The organism is Sphaerochaeta halotolerans, assembly GCF_003429665.1.
GTDB lineage: Bacteria > Spirochaetota > Spirochaetia > Sphaerochaetales > Sphaerochaetaceae > Sphaerochaeta > Sphaerochaeta halotolerans.
Genome location: NZ_QUWK01000007.1, coordinates 74,307 through 92,066, shown reverse-complemented (window position 1 = coordinate 92,066; position 17,760 = coordinate 74,307). Strand labels below are relative to the sequence as shown.

Below are 17,760 nucleotides of genomic sequence, written 5' to 3'. Positions count from 1 at the left end.
CTTATAGTATACTATGAACTGATTAGTATTAGTTGATAACCTGTTCGGTCTCAAGATCAAAGAACTTAGCCTTTGCCATGTCAGGAATCAAGTAAATCTTGGAATCCGGAGCAGGAACAAGGGTGGGTTCAATTTTACCGATAACCTGGCTCTTAGAAGTGGATGTGTAGACGTGGGTCTCACTACCAAGGGGCTCAACAACGCTAACTGTTCCGTTGATGGTCACTCCATCTTTTGCAGTGTTACTGAATGAAACATCCTCAGGGCGAATACCAAAGGTTACAGACTTTCCGATGTAGGGAGTCAAGAACTTCTTCTGCTCTGCAGTCACCTTGAGGCGGAAAGTACCTTCATTTGCGTAGATATCATCGCCATCAGCTTCAATAGCAGCTTCAAGGAAGTTCATTGGAGGAGAACCGATGAATCCAGCAACAAATTTGTTCTGTGGATTGTTGTAAAGATCAAGTGGTCCACCAATCTGTTGGATGACACCAAACTTCATAACAACGATGACGTCAGCCATGGTCAAGGCTTCTACCTGGTCATGGGTAACATAAATCATAGTAGCTTTGAGACGGTTGTGTAGGGAGGAAATCTCTGCACGCATCTGAACACGTAGTTTTGCATCCAGGTTGGAGAGGGGTTCGTCAAAAAGGAATACCTTAGGTTTACGAACAATAGCTCTTCCTACAGCAACACGCTGTCTCTGTCCACCGGAGAGAGCCTTGGGTTTTCTGTCGAGCAACTCTTCAATCTCAAGAATCTTAGCTGCCTCTCGAACACGTTGTTCAATCTCTTCTTTAGGGAACTTGCGGATCTTCAATCCGAAAGCCATGTTGTCATACACCGTCATATGGGGATAGAGAGCATAGTTCTGGAAAACCATTGCAATGTCTCTATCTTTTGGCGGAACGTCGTTGACGAGATTGCCGTCGATATAGAGCTCACCTTCTGTGATGTCTTCCAAACCAGCAATCATACGGAGCGTTGTGGATTTACCACACCCTGAAGGTCCGACGAGAACGACAAACTGTCGATCTTTGACTTCGATGTTGACACTGTCAACAGCTTTGACTCCACCTTCATACACCTTAGAGATGTTTTTGAGTTGTACTGTGGCCATATTGCCTCCAATTATTTTATCTATCCGTAACTGTAACCCAACTGGAATACGGTGTCAAACAAAAAAATGGGGAAAATTGTATTGAAACTATATAACAGTATATAATGTAAAGAAAAAGATAAATCAGTGTATAAGAAATAGCATATTTGGATGTATTGGCTTCCGTTTTTGTCTGATTGCTACCACCTCCTCCAGCAATACACGATCCTCGATGTCTAGAATGTACCATCCCTTGGCTCCTTGGCGATAGTTGAACGCGGGAAGGAGATTGGAACATGGCTATTCTGCTTGAATCACATTCTCTGGAGATAGTTGTTTACATCCTCTCTCTATTTTGCTATTATCCAATGGCAGATGCGCCAGTAGCACAATGGTTAGTGCTCGTGCTTCCCAAGCATGAGACGAGGGTTCGATTCCCTTCTGGCGCTCTTAGCCCCCCCAGTCAATTGACTGAGGGGGCTTTGCTTTTGCATGAGGGTTAGTTTGATTATCCCGAGATGTATCAATCGTATCTGTTGTTGAATAAGATTCGGCAAATACTAAATATGCCGAATTTAATGTAAATGACGAAATACTGCCAGCAAGCCAAATGTATTTCGTTTTTCTGTTCTGATACGTAAGGCTAACAATGCGTACTCTCATGCACCTAGAACAATGCTCCAGTTACTACATAAAGAAGGCCGGACGATGAATCCGGCCTTATATGAGAGCACATATTTGATGGTCCCTCTTACTTGTAGACTACAATTGCCTTGGGTTCCAATACCCTGAAGGTGAAAGACTCTGTTGCAAAGAGGATTACCTCCTTGGTGTCATGGGTCTCATAGCCCAGGGAAAAGTCCTGTCCGATAGTCAGCTCAAGATTTTTGCTGTCAAAGGGAAGCAGCAGTGCTCCCTCGATATTTGGCGAGTAGACCACCTTCCCTCCAAGCATCCTCTCTACTCTTTCAAGCAGATTCTGCCCATAGGATTCTTTGTTCAGTGCAATCCATCCTTCTTTTCCTACAATAAGGGAGTAGGGGCCTTGGACATAACTCTTCTTGAGCAAGATAAGGCCTTCAGCAATTGAGGCAAGAATGTCACTGGATTCCTTGCCAAAGGTCAGTGCCTTATGCCCACTCGATTCCTTCAGCCCCTTGATTCCACCTTTCTCATAACCATCATAGATGGCTCGTTCTTCGAACAGTGCCAGTTTTTCAATAGCAGAGTCTAGGCTGTCAAAATCAATGTCTTTTGCACCACGTGCTAGGTTATCCAGTTCCCACTTATTGAGGGAAAAACGAATTCTGGCTTCCGTCAAGGGTTTTACTGTGTAGATTCCAGCCTTCACATCGCCATCATCAACCAATGAGAGACGTCCTTCGCTGATGGCAGTGAAGTCTATTCCCTTTGGCCCGTTTACGTTAACTACTTTACGAGCGGTGAGACGAGAGAGTAAAACCTCGCTTACCCTGTTTTCTATTTCTGCCCAAGCCTCCGAGGAGAGGGGCGCTAATTCACGTTTGAACATATCCATATAAATACCTCCTGGACATTCTTATTTCTTCAGATCACCAATTGAAAGAGAAGGAGCAGAAGAACTTTCGCCGCCTTCTCCGGCTTTTTCCACTCCGAGTAAGCTACCACTGCTGAAAAGGTAGGTTTTAAGTTCATCATCCCACTTGTCCATGTTGCGTCTCAGCCATTCGATGGCCATGACAGCATGCTCAATTTCTTCATCGCGGTTGTGTGCCATAACTCCAGCAAGCTCGGTATCTTTGGTGGTATTTACCCGTTGGTTGTACCAGTTGATAGCCTCAAGTTCTTCGCGAAGGCTAGTGATTGCACGGGAAATGTCCCGCGTTTTCTCGTCAATTGCATCATAAGGTTCACTATATGCCATACTATCCTCCTAATAAGACTTTGTATTACTATAATGATACTCATGGTTTAGCAATAAAGAAAGACCTGAGAAGCAAAAATCTTATGAGTTGCTAGAAATTAGATTTAGAACAACGTTATTTTGCATAGATAAGTTGTATACAAGGCCTTTGGGTTTTGTATCTTTCAGGTGTCTCTATCCATTATTCTTTGTCTTGTGTTAACACCGATTTATAGAGTTTGTTACACGTGTAAAAAAATATTAGTATTTCATAAATATCGCAATTAGTACAGAAATATAGCTTTTTAGTATTGAAAGTATCTTTCAAATAAGACAAAATCCTTACTGAACGGGAAACCGATTTGTATTATACTGATAGTATACATTTTACTCCTAAATCTTGCACAAATGGGAGGAGCACACCATGGCACTGAAATTCAAGACTGTTTTTTCACAATTGCAGATGAAGATCATTTTCGGGGAATGGCCAGAGGGATATCGCATTCCTACTGAGATGGAACTCTGTGAACAATATGGGGTCTCTCGTGTCACTATCAGGCGTGCTCTGGACGGGTTGGTCCGTCAAGGTTACATTTCCCGTACCCGTGGAAGAGGGTCCTTCGTGCTGTTCAAACGGAAAGTGGTGGGTCTTGGATATCCCCAGGTAAAGATTGAAGGGAAAGAAACCGAGAATGATGGGTACTACAAGATCATTTTGAAAGAGAAGCTGGAAGTATCGCATGCAGATCGTGAAAAGATGCACGTATCTGATGATCCTACAGAGACTGAGCTCTGGCATTTCAAGAGTTTGCATATCGTGGACGGTAAACCCTCAGTTTTAAGCGATTACTATGTCACTTCAAGGTTTGGACAAGAGATATCCCTTCTTGATGATGAGAGCGAACGATCCTTTTTCGATTTGGTGAGTTTGCATATCGGCCAAAAGTGCCATTTCGTCCAGGGAAAGGTGGCTGCCATCAACCCTAATGAGGAAATCTGTAAGCAACTTGATATCGATTGCAATTCTGCAAGCCTCTGGTGCAGAGGGCTCTGCGTCCTCGATGATGGGACGGTAATTGGAAGGTGTACCAAGGTCTTCAACGGACTTATGTACGAATTTGCTGTTGAGGATCGATCTGATGTTTCCATAGGTGGATGATTTTCTTATAAAAATGTGTGTTCCCTCTCTGGATGCATGGTTTGTTCCTTGTGTTTTCTTGACACCAGCTGTATAAGTGTTAGTAAAGACAACTAGCTGATGAAAGAGGAGAACAATGAAAAGAACAATCATAGAAATGTTGCATGAGGCTGCGAAACGTTACAGTGATCGCACATATACCAATACAAAGACCGATGCAGGCTGGGTAGCTTGTTCTTTCAAGAAGACTGATGTGGAGTCGGACTATGTGGCTGCCTACTTGATTAACCATGGGTTCAAGCCAGAGCAAACAATTGGAATCCTCAGTGAGGGGAAGAGTAGCTGGGTTACCTGCGAATTGGGCTTGATCAAGGCAAAGATGATCAGCGTGCCGCTCTCCATAAAGCTCACCCCTGAGGAAGTAGCATTCCGCATCAATCATAGTGAAGCTGTCGCCTTGGCTGTTTCCTCTAATACCCTCGGCAATGCAGTAAAAGCACTTCCACTGTTTGACCATCCAGTTATGTTCATCTACCTGGATGAGCAGGACGAACGATTGGAAAAGCAGGTTCAGGAGGCAGATTGGAAGCAGGATGTGAACTATGTTCCCTGGGAAACGCTCATGCTCGATGGGGCAAATCTCCTGGAACAGAAGCCCCGTTTGGTAGGGGATGTTGAACAGACCATTGAAGAGAATGACACGATCAACATCTGTTACACGAGTGGTACTACCGGTAACCCAAAAGGTATTATGCTTACCCACCTGAATTACTATGTGAATGTCCATGACGCCATTGACCTGTTCAAGCTTCCTGATGCGAGTATGGAGACACTTGTTGTGCTTCCTGTTGACCATAGCTTTGCGCACACTGTGGGAATCTACACTGCATTGCTTAGGGGAATAACCCTGCACTTTGTCGATTCCAGGGGTTCGAATGCTTCTATTATCAGAAACTTCCCGAAAAATCTTCTTGAGGTGAACCCTTATTTTCTGATGACTGTTCCCTCCATAACCGGAAACTTCATGAAGAAGATGATTCAGGGTATTCATCAGAAGGGACCTTTTGTTGAAGGCATCTTCAACCGTGGGCTTGAAGCCGGTATGCTCCGTAATGGGGATGGTTTCCACAAGGTTGGCACATGGGTCAGAATCAAGACGTGGTTCCCGTATACCCTGGCAAACCTTTTGGTCTTTCCAAAACTTAGGGAAATCTTTGGGAATAGAATGCTCTACTGTGTAGGTGGAGGAGCGCTACTGGAAGCAAAACAGCAACGATTCTTTGCTGCTATAGGTGTCCCTGTTTTCCAGGGCTATGGACTAACAGAGGCTGCACCGATTATCAGCAGCAATTCCCCGCATCGGTACAAATTCGGTACCAGTGGAATGGTTGCAAAGAGTGAAATCTGCAAGATTATGGTGGATGAGACCACCGAGGCAAAGACCGGGCAACGAGGGGAGCTTGTCATCAAGGGCGAGAACGTAATGAAGGGCTACTTCAAGAACCCCAAGGCAAGTGCAGAGGTGCTCAGGGATGGCTGGCTCTGGACAGGTGACCTCGGGTACTACGATGAAGATGGTTTCTTGGTGGTTACCGGAAGGGCCAAGGCTCTTCTGGTTAGAAAGGATGGAGAGAAGTATAGTCCTGAGGAGATTGAAGAGGTGATGATTAACCACCTTTCCATCATCAACCAATTAATGGTGTATAATGATCATCAGGCCATGACTACGGCTTTGGTTACCCTGAATGAGAGCGATATCACCACCTTGATTCAGGACAAAGGTTACTCGACTCCAGAACAAGCACTTGAAGGAATAATCGCAGAGCTTCACTCCTATGAAACTCATGCCACAGCTATTCCTGATATGTGGATTCCCTCCCGTTTTGCCTTGATAGAGAAGCCTTTCAGCGAAGCAGATGGTCTGGTAAATTCAACGATGAAACTCGTTCGTTACAAGACAGCTGAATTCTACAAGGACAGAATCGTAACACTCTATGAGAGTGAGGAAGCCAACCGAAAGGCAAACCTTGAGGTAGTAAAGAACTTGTTCTTCAAATAATGAGAGAATAACCAATTGGATAAAAAGCAAAGGGCAAGCGGATATATGAATTTTCTGCTTGTCCTTTGGAGTTTCGGAGTAGACAACTAGCATAAAATATGTAACGCTTTTTATGTAGAGACGTTTTACTAGTGCAGGGTATGACACAACCTGCGAAAAAACGGATTGATAGCCTTTGCTTGAAGAGGTGAGGGAATAAAGCAATACGAAAGGAATTCCCCAGGAGGAGGACGTTATGAAAAAGGCTCTAATACCTATCTTGTCGGTGCTACTGCTGACCCTGGCATTCACCTCATGTGATGCTAGTATCCGCCAAGACATCGCAGGTTTAATGGGTGATTTTAGTGGTAATGTATACATAGAAAGCGGAATGGTTGAGCCCAATACAGCCAATGCTACTGCAGTGACAACAACCACTGCAAGTATTGGAACAGGAGGTTCGGCTATAGATGTGAGTAGCAGCCAAGATAGCACTGCTGATCCTTATGGTATTGGAATTTCAGTGACCGTTCCTGGTGATGTTACTACAATCATCAAGCCCCAGACTGAAGATGAGCAAAAAGCAATAAAAGACGATCTTGCAACCGCTTTTGCTTCCCCAACTCAGACCAAGCAACTGGTAGAATCCTTGAAGGCTCCTGCATCAGGTGAACAGAAAACTGCTGCGGAGGGAACAGTGAAGCTCTTCAATGCAACTCTGACTGCACTCCAGGGTCAATTGACTGATGAAGACTTAAAGAGTACCCTCGCAGAGCTTGCCCTTCCTGAGATTGAACAAGGAGAGGGGTTGACCCAAGGTGATATCTTGATCCTCCAGATGATGACCAACCTTATTACTAATACGGTAACTAATTTGGATACAGATGATAGCAATGATTCCTTTACTAGTATCGACATAACTAAAGCAGAAAACAAAGAAAAAGTACTCTCTATTGTAGACGATGCTCTCTTCACTGCCCAAGTAGCTGAGCAACTCTCAGGAGCAGCAAGTATCGACTTCTCTGGTCAGTTGGATTTGGCAGCACTGCTTTCTGGAATGAATGATGATACCAGTCAATCTATTTCCCGAGCAGAGGGTGATAATGAGTTTGGAGATATTCTGGTCTCTCTCAATGATCTGATCCCCGATTTGCTTCCTGTCATGGGAATAACGCACACTGGAAATGATTTCGACTATACAAAGGCGAAGTACCAGAGTTTCCTCAGGAATCAGAAAGCCTATCGTGGTTCTATTGAGCATGCTCTGCAATTTGCTAGAAAGAGTGAATTGGAGCTTTCTGAAGTCCCGAATGCGAACTTCGATACCTCAACCTTGATCAAGTATCTTATCTCGGTAATCTTTACTGAACATCATGCATATTGGATGAGTGAGGAAATCACTTCTCCGAGACCTGAGGCGATTATTGCCGAGTTGCTTGACGATAATCCAGAGATTGGTCTTGGAACGATGCCTGAAGATTATGAACCGGTTGAACCGGACATTACAGATTTCTCCTATGATGGGTTTGAGCAGTTCTTACATGATGGGACAGAAGGAATGAAAAGAACCTATGAGTACTATGAGTCAATCGTGAAGAATTTGAAATCACTCAATTCAATCAACGGTATTGCTCAGCTCGATGAGCTGTTGGATGACTTATTGAAACCATCAGCCGAAGATAGTCTCCAATCCATCTATGATGATTGGGATTCAGAGAGTAATTAAGGAGGAGAGATATCATGAAGACGAAAATAACAATAATTACAATGGTTGCATTGTTCATGGTTGCGGCTCCTCTGCTTGCAGTGAGTGCATACGACCCTGATTCGAATGTTGTCTATGCCCAAGTAGCTGAACCCTTTGTGGGAACGAGCGTGCGGGCAATGGGCATGGGTGGTGCAGGACTGGGTGTGAAAGGCTATCATGATAGCTTCCTCATCAACCCAGCTAACCTAACCAAGAGTGGATTCAAGTTCACTTTCCCATCGGTAACCGTTATTGCTTACAGTCCCAAGGCAATCTTGGAGAGTGGGGCGATTGAAGATTTTGAAGAAGGAACAGATGATTCCATGATAAGTGGTGCTCAGAAATTCTTGGCAACCATCAAGAAAGGATATGGAGACGTACTGACAACCGATGTTTCCACCACTTTGACGATTGGAAGCTTTGGATTGTCCTTGCAAGCTCAGGAACGCCTTATGTCCTATAAGACTGGTGCTGACATGATGAGTACCAACCTGATTGCCCAGGTAACCACAGCAGCTACTGCTGGACTCGGCTTCAGAATTGGTATTGTACCTGAAAAGATCAGCATCGACCTTGGTCTAACAGCCCAGGCTGTGTACAAGGCATACTATGAAGCCCAAAGTGCATCTTCCATTACCGATATGATGGCTGAAGATGATCCAGATATTGAGGGTACTTTTATCGGTAGTACCCCTCTAATTGCCGGCTATGCTCTCCCAATCTCTGCTGGTATTAACGTGAACTTCCCAGCTGGATTGACCCTCTCTGTAGCGGCAAAGAACTTCAACGGTAATTATAAGATGACCACCTATAACTCAGTCAATGATTGGGCCTATGAGGTGCTTGGCGATAGACTTACCGATGATGCTGATGTAACACCATCCTCCTCTATACTTGAGGATGAGTGGACTATCGAGTCCGATTGGAGACTGGATGCAGGACTTACCTGGGTACCAGATATTGGTTCCCTGGTCAGACCCGTTCTTGCCGTGGATGTTGTAGATATCACGTCAATGGGTGGACTGCAGGGTGATGATCTGAAGCGTGCATTCTTCGAACAGACCCGCCTCGGAGCATCGGTAAGATTGCTGAGCATTCTTGATGTACGTGGTGGTATCAGCCAGGGCTACAAGTCCATCGGTGCTGGATTAGATCTCCTGATCTTCCACATTGATGCGGCTTATTCCATACAGGAATACGGAGCAAGTATCGGTGACAAGCCCATCGATGCATTATCACTGAGATTCTCACTCTTGTCTCGCTAGTGTCGTACTCTTACTCACGGAATGCCCTCCCTGGAAAGGAGGGCATTCTCGCGTCTTGTCCCTTTCTTTAGGATGAGATTTGTTATTTTAATAACAAATTGTAAGAAAATATACAAACCAGCTCTTTTTAAGCTTTCCTTTGTTACAAAACTCATGATATAGTCTCCATACAATCACACTTTAGGGTTTTTCCCTTATGAGAGGTTAATATGACAAGTTTTGGAATCTGGGGACTCATTCCTCCCGTTCTTACCATTACCCTTGCCTTCATTACCAAGGATGTAATGGTTTCCCTGTTTCTCGGGATTTTTTCTGGTGCGTTGATCGTAGCAGGCGGAAATCCTCTGGTAGCAATCATCAATCTTACCGACATGGTTGCCGGATCGCTCAACGATGGGTGGAACATCCGTATCTTCCTCTTCTGTGCATTGCTTGGCGGGTTGGTCGGTATGCTCAGCAAGACCGGTTCAGCCCACGCTTTTGGTCGTTGGGCAGCAGACAAGCTGCATACCCAGAAGACCAGTCTCTTGATGACCTGGTTCTGTGGTCTGTTGATCTTCATCGATGACTACTTCAACAGTCTTGCAGTAGGAACAGTCATGCGTCCTATTACCGACAAGAACAAGGTTTCCCGCGCACAGCTTGCTTACATCCTGGACTCCACTGCAGCTCCTGTCTGTATTCTGGTCCCCATTTCCAGCTGGGTTATTACCGTCATGTCCATTGTGAAAGGATCTGAAGGTTTTGATGCTTTGGGAGTCAGTGAATTCTCCTTCTTTATCCGTTCGGTTCCCTACAACCTGTATGCACTTCTGACAATCATCATGGTGTTGGTAATCATTTTGAGTGGGCGGAACTTCGGTCCCATGGCGAAAAGCATTGCGTACGCCCAGGAAACCGGTAACCTGTACAACGAGAAATATGGTCCCGCCCCTGGTGAAATAGACATCGATGGAGATGTGAATGCAGACAAGGCAAAACCTCTGGATATGCTTTTCCCGATTATTGTCCTCATCGTTTCAGCAGTCATTTTATTCCCAGTAACCACCTATCTCTCCTCCATTGACGGTGAGACCATTACCAGTGTCGGTGCAGCAGCAGCATCCATGTCACTCGGTGATGCATTCAATAACACTGATGCTTCCATGGCACTGTTCTATGCTGTAATCTTCACCTTGGTTATCACCTACATCTATTATACCGTTCGCAAGCTCTTTACTATCAAGGAAGCAAGTGGAGCTATAACTGATGGCATCAAGAGCATGGTTCCTGCTCTGATTATCCTGACCATGGCTTGGACCATTGGCACGGTTATCAAGAACAGTCCCGCAGATGGTGGTCTTGGTTTGGCTGCATACCTCAGTGATGCAGTTGTTGGTGGCGGATTCCCGATTGCACTGGTTCCTGTCATCGCCTTTGCACTCTCTGCACTGATCTCATTCTCAACCGGTACAAGCTGGGGCACCTTTGCCATCATGATCCCGATTGTTATGCCGATTGCTGTCGGTCTTGCTCAGGCAAAAGGCCTTGCAGACGCCGGCTTGCTCAATGCAGCAATGATCAGCGTGAGTGCTGTACTCGGTGGGTCTGTCTTTGGTGACCATGCCTCACCAATCAGTGACACGACCATCTTGAGTTCCACCGGTGCAGGGTGTCCTCACCTTGAGCACGTTGCAACCCAGATGCCCTACGCAATTACCACTGCAGTTTGTGCATTGGTTGGCTTTTTCGTAGGTGGAATCTTCCTGAATGTGCTGGCAGCTTGGATTGTTACCTTGGCCTGTTTTGCAGCAGCCATGGTCTTCCTTCCCAAGATTCTGAACAACTAACACACGATTCTGTGCCAAGTAAGCCCACCCTCCGGTGGGTTTACTTGCTCTCTGAGGGCAAGCGAACTATACTTTGTCTTGGAGGCTGATATGGACATTGTACAAATAAAGGGACATATCAAGGAGTATGAGTGGGGGAATACCTCATTCATTCCTGCGCTGTTGGGTGTCCCGGAAGATGGAAAAGCTAAAGCTGAGCTTTGGTTTGGAACCCATCCCTCGGGGGATGCAATCGTCATGGAAACGAACCAAAACCTTTCATCGTTTCTCAAAGGGGACAGTGATCACTGGTTTGGAGAAGACCACCAGGAATCCTTTGGGGATGAGCTGCCACTTCTGTTCAAGATCCTGGCCATTGAGAAGCCTCTCTCCATACAGGTCCATCCCGATACGCTTCAAGCTAAGGCGGGATGGGAATGGGAAGCGATTATCCGTAAACGCCTTCCCCAAGAACTCTGGAACTACAAGGACCCCAATCGTAAGGCGGAAGTAATCTATGCACTTACCCCGATTACGGCAATGTGTGGATTTCGCCCCCTTTCCCAGATTGCTCCCATTTTGAAACTCTTGTTACCTGAAGGGTATCCTAAATACTTCTCATATCTTGATGAAACAGGTGTGGACCAGGATGCTCAGCTTTCCCGATTGTTCAAACAACTGTACACCATGAGCAAGGAAACCTTGTCCGTGCTTATTGATGAGTATATAGCATCCCTGAAGATGCATGAAGAGTTGCCAACCAGCACGGCTGATGGTCGTTTTCTGGAGAGCAAGGGAATTGTCCTTGCGAGCTATGTCTCCTATCCCAAGGACCCCGGACTGTTCTGCCCATTCTTGTTGAACGTAACACATCTTGAAGAGGGGGAAGCCCTCTATCTTGAGCCAAGGACCTTGCATGCTTATGTGTTTGGTAATGGTATTGAACTCATGAGTGCGTCCGATAATGTGCTTCGTGGCGGGCTTACAAACAAGAAAGTAGATGTCAAGGAGTTGATGAAGGTCACTGAGATCAAGGGAAAAGAGGTTCAGAAGGTTCAGATGGTACGGGGAGCTTCAGGACGAATGCATCTCCTCACTCCTACCGAGGAGTTCCATCTCATGGTACTCACCAGTGGTACCTATGAGATTACCGACCGAAGGAGTATCGAGTTGCTCTTTGTCTCAGAGGGTAGTGCCCAGTTCATCTCTGAAAAGGAGAAGCGAATGCTGAAGAAAGGCAGCTGTCATGTGGTAGCGGCCTCCCTTGGTTCCTATACCTTGCAGGTTAAAGGTACTCTGTTTATTGCAGATGTTCCTAGATGATGGAATATTTCGATTTTTTGGGTTTGAGTGAGCATTAGGGTAGTGATATAGTGATTTTATGGATAAATACCTCAAAATATTAATAAAAGAATTGCGCCCTGCAATGGGATGCACTGAACCCGCAGCTTCAGCTCTGGCAGGAGCAAAGGCTGCGGAACTTCTAGGTCTGGTGCCTACCTCTCTGGAAATTTACACCAGTCGAGACATGGTCAAGAATGCAATGGGTGTAGGCATCCCAAATTGCTCGCTAAAGGGGATTCAAGCTGCAGTAGCCCTTGGAGCAAGTGGGGGCGACAGTGAGAAAGGGCTAAGTATCCTCAGCAGTCTTACCGAAAAGCAAATAGAGAAGGCCTCCGCAATTCCCGTCTCCCTCGTTATTGAAAGTGGAGTTCCTTCCCTGTATATCAAGGTTATTGCAAAGGCTGGTGATGATGTTGCCATTGCAACCATCAGTGGAGAACACGACAGGTTCAGCTTTCTTCAGTACAACGATACCGTTCTGCGTGAGCTGGCGGTCGATGCCTGTGGCACAGAACTGGAAGCAGAAGATGAGCAGTTCCTCGATTCTGCCAGTCTTGCTGATATGCTCATGTGGGTGGAACAAGCACCTCAGGAGGCAATTGACCTAGTACTGAGCGCAAAAGAGACCAACCTCGCCATTGCACGACATGCACTCGATCATTCTTATGGCCTTTCAGTGGGGAAAATCGCTGCTGAGCCAATAGGGAGAGCGCCTAAAAATCTAACTGAAGCCTTCAGTTTGGGCTCTGCAATGGCAGCCGCTGCCAGTGATGCAAGAATGGCAGGATGCCCTTTGCCGGTAATTATCAATAGTGGCAGTGGAAACCAGGGAATTACCTTGACCGTCCCTATAGCGGTAGTTGCCTCATATTTGAAAGTAGATGATGAACAGCTCGGGAAAGCATTGTTGCTCAGCCAGCTGATTGGATTGGGTTTGACTGCCAGAAAAGACCGACTGAGTGCCCTCTGTGGGGCCTTTACTGCCTCCATTGGGACAGCTTGTGGTTTGGTCTATCTTCTGGGAGGAAGCCTGGAAGAGATGGACCGTGCCTTCAACACCATGGTTGGCAATCTCACTGGCATTATCTGTGATGGAGCAAAGTCCACCTGTGCCCTGAAGATCTACAGTTGTGTGGAAGCGGCAAACCTTGCCTGCAACCTTGCATTTCGTGGGCTTTCTCCAGGAAGTGAGAGCGGAATCGTTGGAAAGTCGAGTATGGAGAGTATGGATTTCCTCTCCAGGATCAGTCATGAAGGCATGGAGGAAACGGACAAAACGATTCTCTCCATCATGTTGGGAAAACAGTCGTGAATTATGTCGCACTAGATTTTGAAACGGCGAACAGCTATCCCGGTGGAGCTTGTTCAGTAGCCCTTGCCCGCTTTGATGAAGAGGGGAGTCTGCTTGAGACATATTACTCCTTGATTCGTCCCAAGCATCCATATTTTGATCCAGGGATGACCGCAGTGCACAAGCTCTCCAGTGAAGAGTGTCTTGCTGCTCCAGAGTTTGACCAGATCTGGGATGAGATGCGCAATTTCATCGGTCGTGACATCCTTGTTGCTCACAATGCAGTCTTTGACATGGGAGTGATGAAAGCTGCGTTCGAAGTATATGACCTGGAAGCTCGGGAAATGAGCTATCTATGCACCCTGACCATTGCACGCAAGCTCTGGCCAAAGATGCACAGCTACAAGCTCTCCTACCTTGTCGATTACTTCGACATGGAGTATCAGGCTCACTACGCTCTTGATGATGCCATCATGTGTGGAAAGATCATGTACCGGCTCTGCCAAGGGCACCTCAACGAGTTGCTTGATCTTCGCCGGTTCCTGATTACCAAGGGTATTGAGCCAAAGATTATCGAGCACCAGAGAAAAGATGCAGATTTTTTCCTATAAGTGGATAGAGTCCAGTTGCCCAGAACCCTACGAGGCTGTACCTCACGAAGCCTCCGATCGCATACAGAGACTCTGGGATAATGACTTTTGATCCCATGATCAGAAGTACTACCACCAAGCCGATAAGATAACGGGCAATTTTCTTGCCCAAGGTTCCATCCGTCAAAAATTGAACCTTCTTGTTTTCAAGAGCGAAGCCAAGATACCCTCCGCCGCCGAGCGCCAGGACCTTCATCAGGTCATTGAATGCTGTCTCATCTGCTGAGAAAAAGTTGAGCAGAATGCTGATTACAGCTCCACTTACGGCAAAGATGGTCCCCATGATAAGCAAGTACCTCATGCGTCGATTCTCATCATCATAGAGATAGTCCAGATAGTGGTAGAATGCGAAGCTGATGAAAACTCCAAGCAGGAGTCCTGCAAACACATCGATTGGCCAGTGTACGCCAAGATAGAGCCGGCTCAATCCTACCAGTGTCATCATGATCGCACAGAAAATGCTAACCTTTCGCTTGCGGAATGAGAGGGCGAGTGCTGTATAGAAAGCGGCACCGGTGGTAGTGTGTCCGCTGGGGAATGAGTAGCCGGTTGCGGTCGCCAGTCGTTTCCCTTGGATTGACTCCAATACCTGGAATGGACGGGGAGCCCGGACAATGGCTTTCAAGATACCCATTGCGATGACTGAGAGCAGTACTGATGAGTAGAGACCGAATCCCTTCTTCTTGTCATGATTCCAAAAGATGTACAGAATGACGGCAATAACGAAGGTTTGCTCTCCCAAGAGTGAGGCAATGTTGCCCAGGAAGTCGAGAACGGGATTCTCGATATTTAAAAAGAACAGCATAATGGATTCTTGCATGGGTATCTTCTCCTTGCGGGAAGTATATGCAAGTGTTTCCTGATTGGCAACAGCAGAATGTGTTGACAAAAGCTTTTCTATCGTGTAGTTTCCAAGAGTGCTTTTTGAGGGTGTAGCGAAGCTGGTTATCGCGACGGCCTGTCACGCCGTAGATCGCGGGTTCGAGTCCCGTCACTCTCGTTGTAAAGAATCCTTTGTCCATCATTGATGAGCAAAGGATTCTGTTATCTTGGTTATACCGATTCGATTTTATGCATTTTGGTGGAAAATGGGAAAAACTATTTTAGCCATGTTGACAAAAATACTGTGATAGTGTAGCTTCACTCATGCTATGAGGGTGTAGCGAAGCTGGTTATCGCGACGGCCTGTCACGCCGTAGATCGCGGGTTCGAGTCCCGTCACTCTCGCTTGAAGAAACCGCCTTGGATTCCAGGGCGGTTTCGCTATAGTATATGGTTAGATTGATTTTCGGAGGCACAATGAAGGTACTAGTAGGAATGAGTGGAGGAATAGACTCCTCCGTTGCGGCATATCTGTTGAAGCAACAGGGACACGAAGTTACAGGGGTAACCATGACCATCTGGAATAAACGTGCCCACCTGACTCGGCCACTAGGCTCAACCAGTTGCTTTGCTCCCGACAAGAGCGAAGACATCAAGGCCATCAAGCGAATCTGCAAAATGATCGGTATAGAACACCATGTGCTTGAGCTGAGTGATCAGTTTGAGGACGTCGTACTTGCAAACTTCAAGAATGAATACATGGATGGACGTACACCGAATCCCTGTGTCTGGTGCAATGCCAAAATCAAATTTGGTGCCATGGTTGATTATGCCAGGGAGAGTGGGCTTGTCTTTGACAAGTTTGCCACAGGACACTATGCTCGAATCACAGAAAAAAACGGGCGATATGCAATCACCCGGGCAGTGGACCCAAAGAAAGACCAATCCTACTTCCTCTATCGTCTCTCCCAGTCACAGCTTGCTACAACGCTTTTCCCCTTGGGTTCCATGAACAAGGAGGAAACTCGGGCTATCGACGTAGCACAAGGCTTTCATGAAGTCTACCAGGAGGAGAGCCAGGATTTCTACGATGGGGATTACACCGACCTCTTGGAAGTGGAAAACAAGCGGGGCAATATTGTCACCCAGAGTGGAGAAGTCCTTGGAACTCATGACGGAATCTGGCACTACACCATTGGGCAGAGAAAAGGACTGGGTATTGCCGCCGAACGACCTCTCTATGTACTGCAGCTTGATGCACAAAAAAATGAAGTGGTGGTCGGCTTTGTGGAAGAAACCCTGCAGAGTACGGTAACAGCCAATGACGTTGTGTGGAGTGGGAAGGCTTCCTTGGAGGGAGAAGTGGGAGTACAAGCCAAAATCCGTTCCACTGGGTATCCCACTGAAGCCAGAGCACACATGAATAGTGATGGAACCATTACTGCGGTATTCTCTGACTCAGTGAAGGCAGCCACGGTAGGACAGTCCCTGGTTCTCTATGAAGGGGACAGAATCCTCGCAGGTGGCATCATCAAAGAAGCCTTCTGATAGTTGTCTCATACTGTCTTTCCGTTTATGATGGAACGACAAGGAGAGCACTATGCGAGTCATCATTCAAAACGATTATGAGAACCTTTCTCTCTGGGCTGCACGGTATATCGCGAGCAGAATCAGGGAGTTCGAACCGAATGAAAATCGTCCTTTCGTGCTAGGGCTGCCAACGGGATCTTCTCCGCTGGGGACCTACGCGGAATTGATCAGGCTGAATAGGGAAGGGTATGTTTCCTTCGCCAACGTCGTCACCTTCAACATGGACGAATATGTGGGACTCCCAAGAGACCATGAGCAGAGTTACTACACCTTCATGTGGAAAAACTTTTTCAATCACATTGACATCGAGAAGGAAAATGTACATATCCTTGATGGAAATGCGAAAGATCTGGAGGCAGAGTGTGCTGCCTACGAAGATGCAATTGCTGCATTTGGTGGCATCGAGCTCTTCCTGGGTGGCATAGGCTCCGATGGCCATATTGCATTCAACGAGCCGTTCTCTTCCCTCTCCAGCAAAACCAGGGTGAAATCACTGACCTACGATACAAAGGTGATGAACAGCAGATTCTTTGACAATGATATGAACAAAGTGCCATCCAAAGCCCTTACAGTTGGAGTGAAGACCGTAACAGACAGCAAGGAAGTCATCATCCTGGTGAATGGTCATGCAAAGGCACGTGCCTTGCAGGCAACCATCGAGGGCGGTGTTAGCCAGAGCTGGACCTGTAGTGCTCTCCAACTGCACCCGAGAGCTGTCATTGTATGTGATGAAGCAGCATGTGGAGAGTTGAAACTGAATACTTTCAAGTACTTCAAGGACATTGAAGGGGATAATCTCGCGGTAGAGAATATGCTCTCGTAACCATAACCGAGTGAACCAAGAAAACAGGCCATGGAACCGTAAGGATCAGGGCCTGTAACATCTATTTTTTTGTAGGTTAGAAAGCGACCGAAACTCCTACATGGGCAGTGAGCGCCAAGCCGCTCATCCCTATATCTGTTTCAGCTGAAATACCATCAATTGCCTTCGCTCCGATACTTGCAAACGTTGTTGCGTTAACTGCAAATTCGAGTTCCAAATACCTACCCAGCAACAGCTCCTTTGTTTATACCTGCCAGAAA

15 protein-coding genes and 3 tRNA genes are annotated in these 17,760 nt (G+C 46.4%); 13 read left to right on the top strand and 5 right to left on the bottom strand.

Annotation, left to right across the window (positions count from 1 at the left end):
- Window positions 1-28: 28 nt before the first annotated feature.
- Window positions 29-1,123 carry an ABC transporter ATP-binding protein gene (locus tag DYP60_RS07910; RefSeq protein ID WP_117330467.1) on the bottom strand — a complete coding sequence of 365 codons (1,095 nt, stop codon included), beginning with the start codon at window positions 1,121-1,123 and terminating at the stop codon, window positions 29-31.
- 356 nt (window positions 1,124-1,479) lie between these two features.
- Between DYP60_RS07910 and DYP60_RS07905 the strand changes: the two genes are divergently transcribed.
- Window positions 1,480-1,551, top strand: a tRNA-Gly gene (locus tag DYP60_RS07905).
- 302 nt (window positions 1,552-1,853) lie between these two features.
- On the opposite strand, the gene DYP60_RS07900 is transcribed toward DYP60_RS07905, so the two are convergent.
- Together DYP60_RS07900 and DYP60_RS07895 are read right to left on the bottom strand one after the other, a co-directional pair.
- Window positions 1,854-2,639, bottom strand: a complete 786-nt coding sequence (locus DYP60_RS07900) for a family 1 encapsulin nanocompartment shell protein (protein ID WP_117330466.1) — start codon at window positions 2,637-2,639, stop codon at window positions 1,854-1,856.
- Between the two features lie 21 nt (window positions 2,640-2,660).
- The gene (locus tag DYP60_RS07895; RefSeq protein WP_117330465.1) at window positions 2,661-3,005 is read right to left on the bottom strand and encodes an encapsulin-associated ferritin-like protein; all 345 of its coding nucleotides are present in this window, start codon (window positions 3,003-3,005) and stop codon (window positions 2,661-2,663) included.
- Between the two features lie 403 nt (window positions 3,006-3,408).
- Between DYP60_RS07895 and DYP60_RS07890 the strand changes: the two genes are divergently transcribed.
- The 8 genes from DYP60_RS07890 to DYP60_RS07855 all read left to right on the top strand — a co-directional run bounded on the left by DYP60_RS07890 (window position 3,409) and on the right by DYP60_RS07855 (window position 14,226).
- Entirely contained in the window at window positions 3,409-4,143 is a 735-nt protein-coding gene (locus DYP60_RS07890; protein WP_117330464.1) for a GntR family transcriptional regulator, read from the top strand.
- Between the two features lie 115 nt (window positions 4,144-4,258).
- Window positions 4,259-6,181 carry an AMP-dependent synthetase/ligase gene (locus DYP60_RS07885; protein ID WP_117330463.1) on the top strand — a complete coding sequence of 641 codons (1,923 nt, stop codon included), beginning with the start codon at window positions 4,259-4,261 and terminating at the stop codon, window positions 6,179-6,181.
- 235 nt (window positions 6,182-6,416) lie between these two features.
- Window positions 6,417-7,886 carry a hypothetical protein gene (locus DYP60_RS07880; protein WP_117330462.1) on the top strand — a complete coding sequence of 490 codons (1,470 nt, stop codon included), beginning with the start codon at window positions 6,417-6,419 and terminating at the stop codon, window positions 7,884-7,886.
- A gap of 14 nt (window positions 7,887-7,900) precedes the next feature.
- Complete coding sequence (locus tag DYP60_RS07875) at window positions 7,901-9,172, top strand: TonB-dependent receptor (protein ID WP_117330461.1); 1,272 nt, start codon at window positions 7,901-7,903, stop codon at window positions 9,170-9,172.
- Window positions 9,173-9,381: 209 nt separating this feature from the next.
- Window positions 9,382-11,001 carry a Na+/H+ antiporter NhaC family protein gene (locus DYP60_RS07870; protein WP_117330460.1) on the top strand — a complete coding sequence of 540 codons (1,620 nt, stop codon included), beginning with the start codon at window positions 9,382-9,384 and terminating at the stop codon, window positions 10,999-11,001.
- Between the two features lie 90 nt (window positions 11,002-11,091).
- Entirely contained in the window at window positions 11,092-12,303 is a 1,212-nt protein-coding gene (gene manA, locus DYP60_RS07865; protein WP_117330459.1) for a mannose-6-phosphate isomerase, class I, read from the top strand.
- 58 nt (window positions 12,304-12,361) lie between these two features.
- Window positions 12,362-13,636 carry an L-cysteine desulfidase family protein gene (locus tag DYP60_RS07860; protein ID WP_117330458.1) on the top strand — a complete coding sequence of 425 codons (1,275 nt, stop codon included), beginning with the start codon at window positions 12,362-12,364 and terminating at the stop codon, window positions 13,634-13,636.
- The gene (locus DYP60_RS07855) at window positions 13,633-14,226 is read left to right on the top strand and encodes a 3'-5' exonuclease (protein WP_117330457.1); all 594 of its coding nucleotides are present in this window, start codon (window positions 13,633-13,635) and stop codon (window positions 14,224-14,226) included. Before DYP60_RS07860 ends, DYP60_RS07855 begins: the two co-directional genes overlap by 4 nt.
- Here the strand turns inward: DYP60_RS07855 and DYP60_RS07850 are convergent.
- Window positions 14,186-15,085, bottom strand: coding sequence for a phosphatase PAP2 family protein (locus DYP60_RS07850; protein ID WP_117330456.1), 900 nt, complete (start codon window positions 15,083-15,085; stop codon window positions 14,186-14,188). The genes DYP60_RS07855 and DYP60_RS07850 overlap by 41 nt on opposite strands.
- A gap of 106 nt (window positions 15,086-15,191) precedes the next feature.
- Between DYP60_RS07850 and DYP60_RS07845 the strand changes: the two genes are divergently transcribed.
- From DYP60_RS07845 to nagB, 4 genes are all read left to right on the top strand, one after another.
- Window positions 15,192-15,265 (top strand) — tRNA-Asp (locus DYP60_RS07845).
- 153 nt (window positions 15,266-15,418) lie between these two features.
- Window positions 15,419-15,492: transfer RNA gene (locus tag DYP60_RS07840), tRNA-Asp, on the top strand.
- Window positions 15,493-15,564: 72 nt separating this feature from the next.
- Window positions 15,565-16,635: a tRNA 2-thiouridine(34) synthase MnmA gene (gene mnmA, locus DYP60_RS07835; protein ID WP_117330455.1), complete on the top strand. Its 1,071-nt coding sequence runs from the start codon at window positions 15,565-15,567 to the stop codon at window positions 16,633-16,635.
- Window positions 16,636-16,687: 52 nt separating this feature from the next.
- On the top strand, window positions 16,688-17,500 hold the full coding sequence (gene nagB / locus DYP60_RS07830; protein ID WP_117330454.1) for a glucosamine-6-phosphate deaminase: 813 nt from the start codon (window positions 16,688-16,690) through the stop codon (window positions 17,498-17,500).
- Between the two features lie 76 nt (window positions 17,501-17,576).
- Here nagB and DYP60_RS14255 read toward each other — a convergent pair whose 3' ends face one another.
- The gene (locus DYP60_RS14255) at window positions 17,577-17,732 is read right to left on the bottom strand and encodes a hypothetical protein (RefSeq protein ID WP_165849541.1); all 156 of its coding nucleotides are present in this window, start codon (window positions 17,730-17,732) and stop codon (window positions 17,577-17,579) included.
- Window positions 17,733-17,760 lie beyond the last annotated feature (28 nt).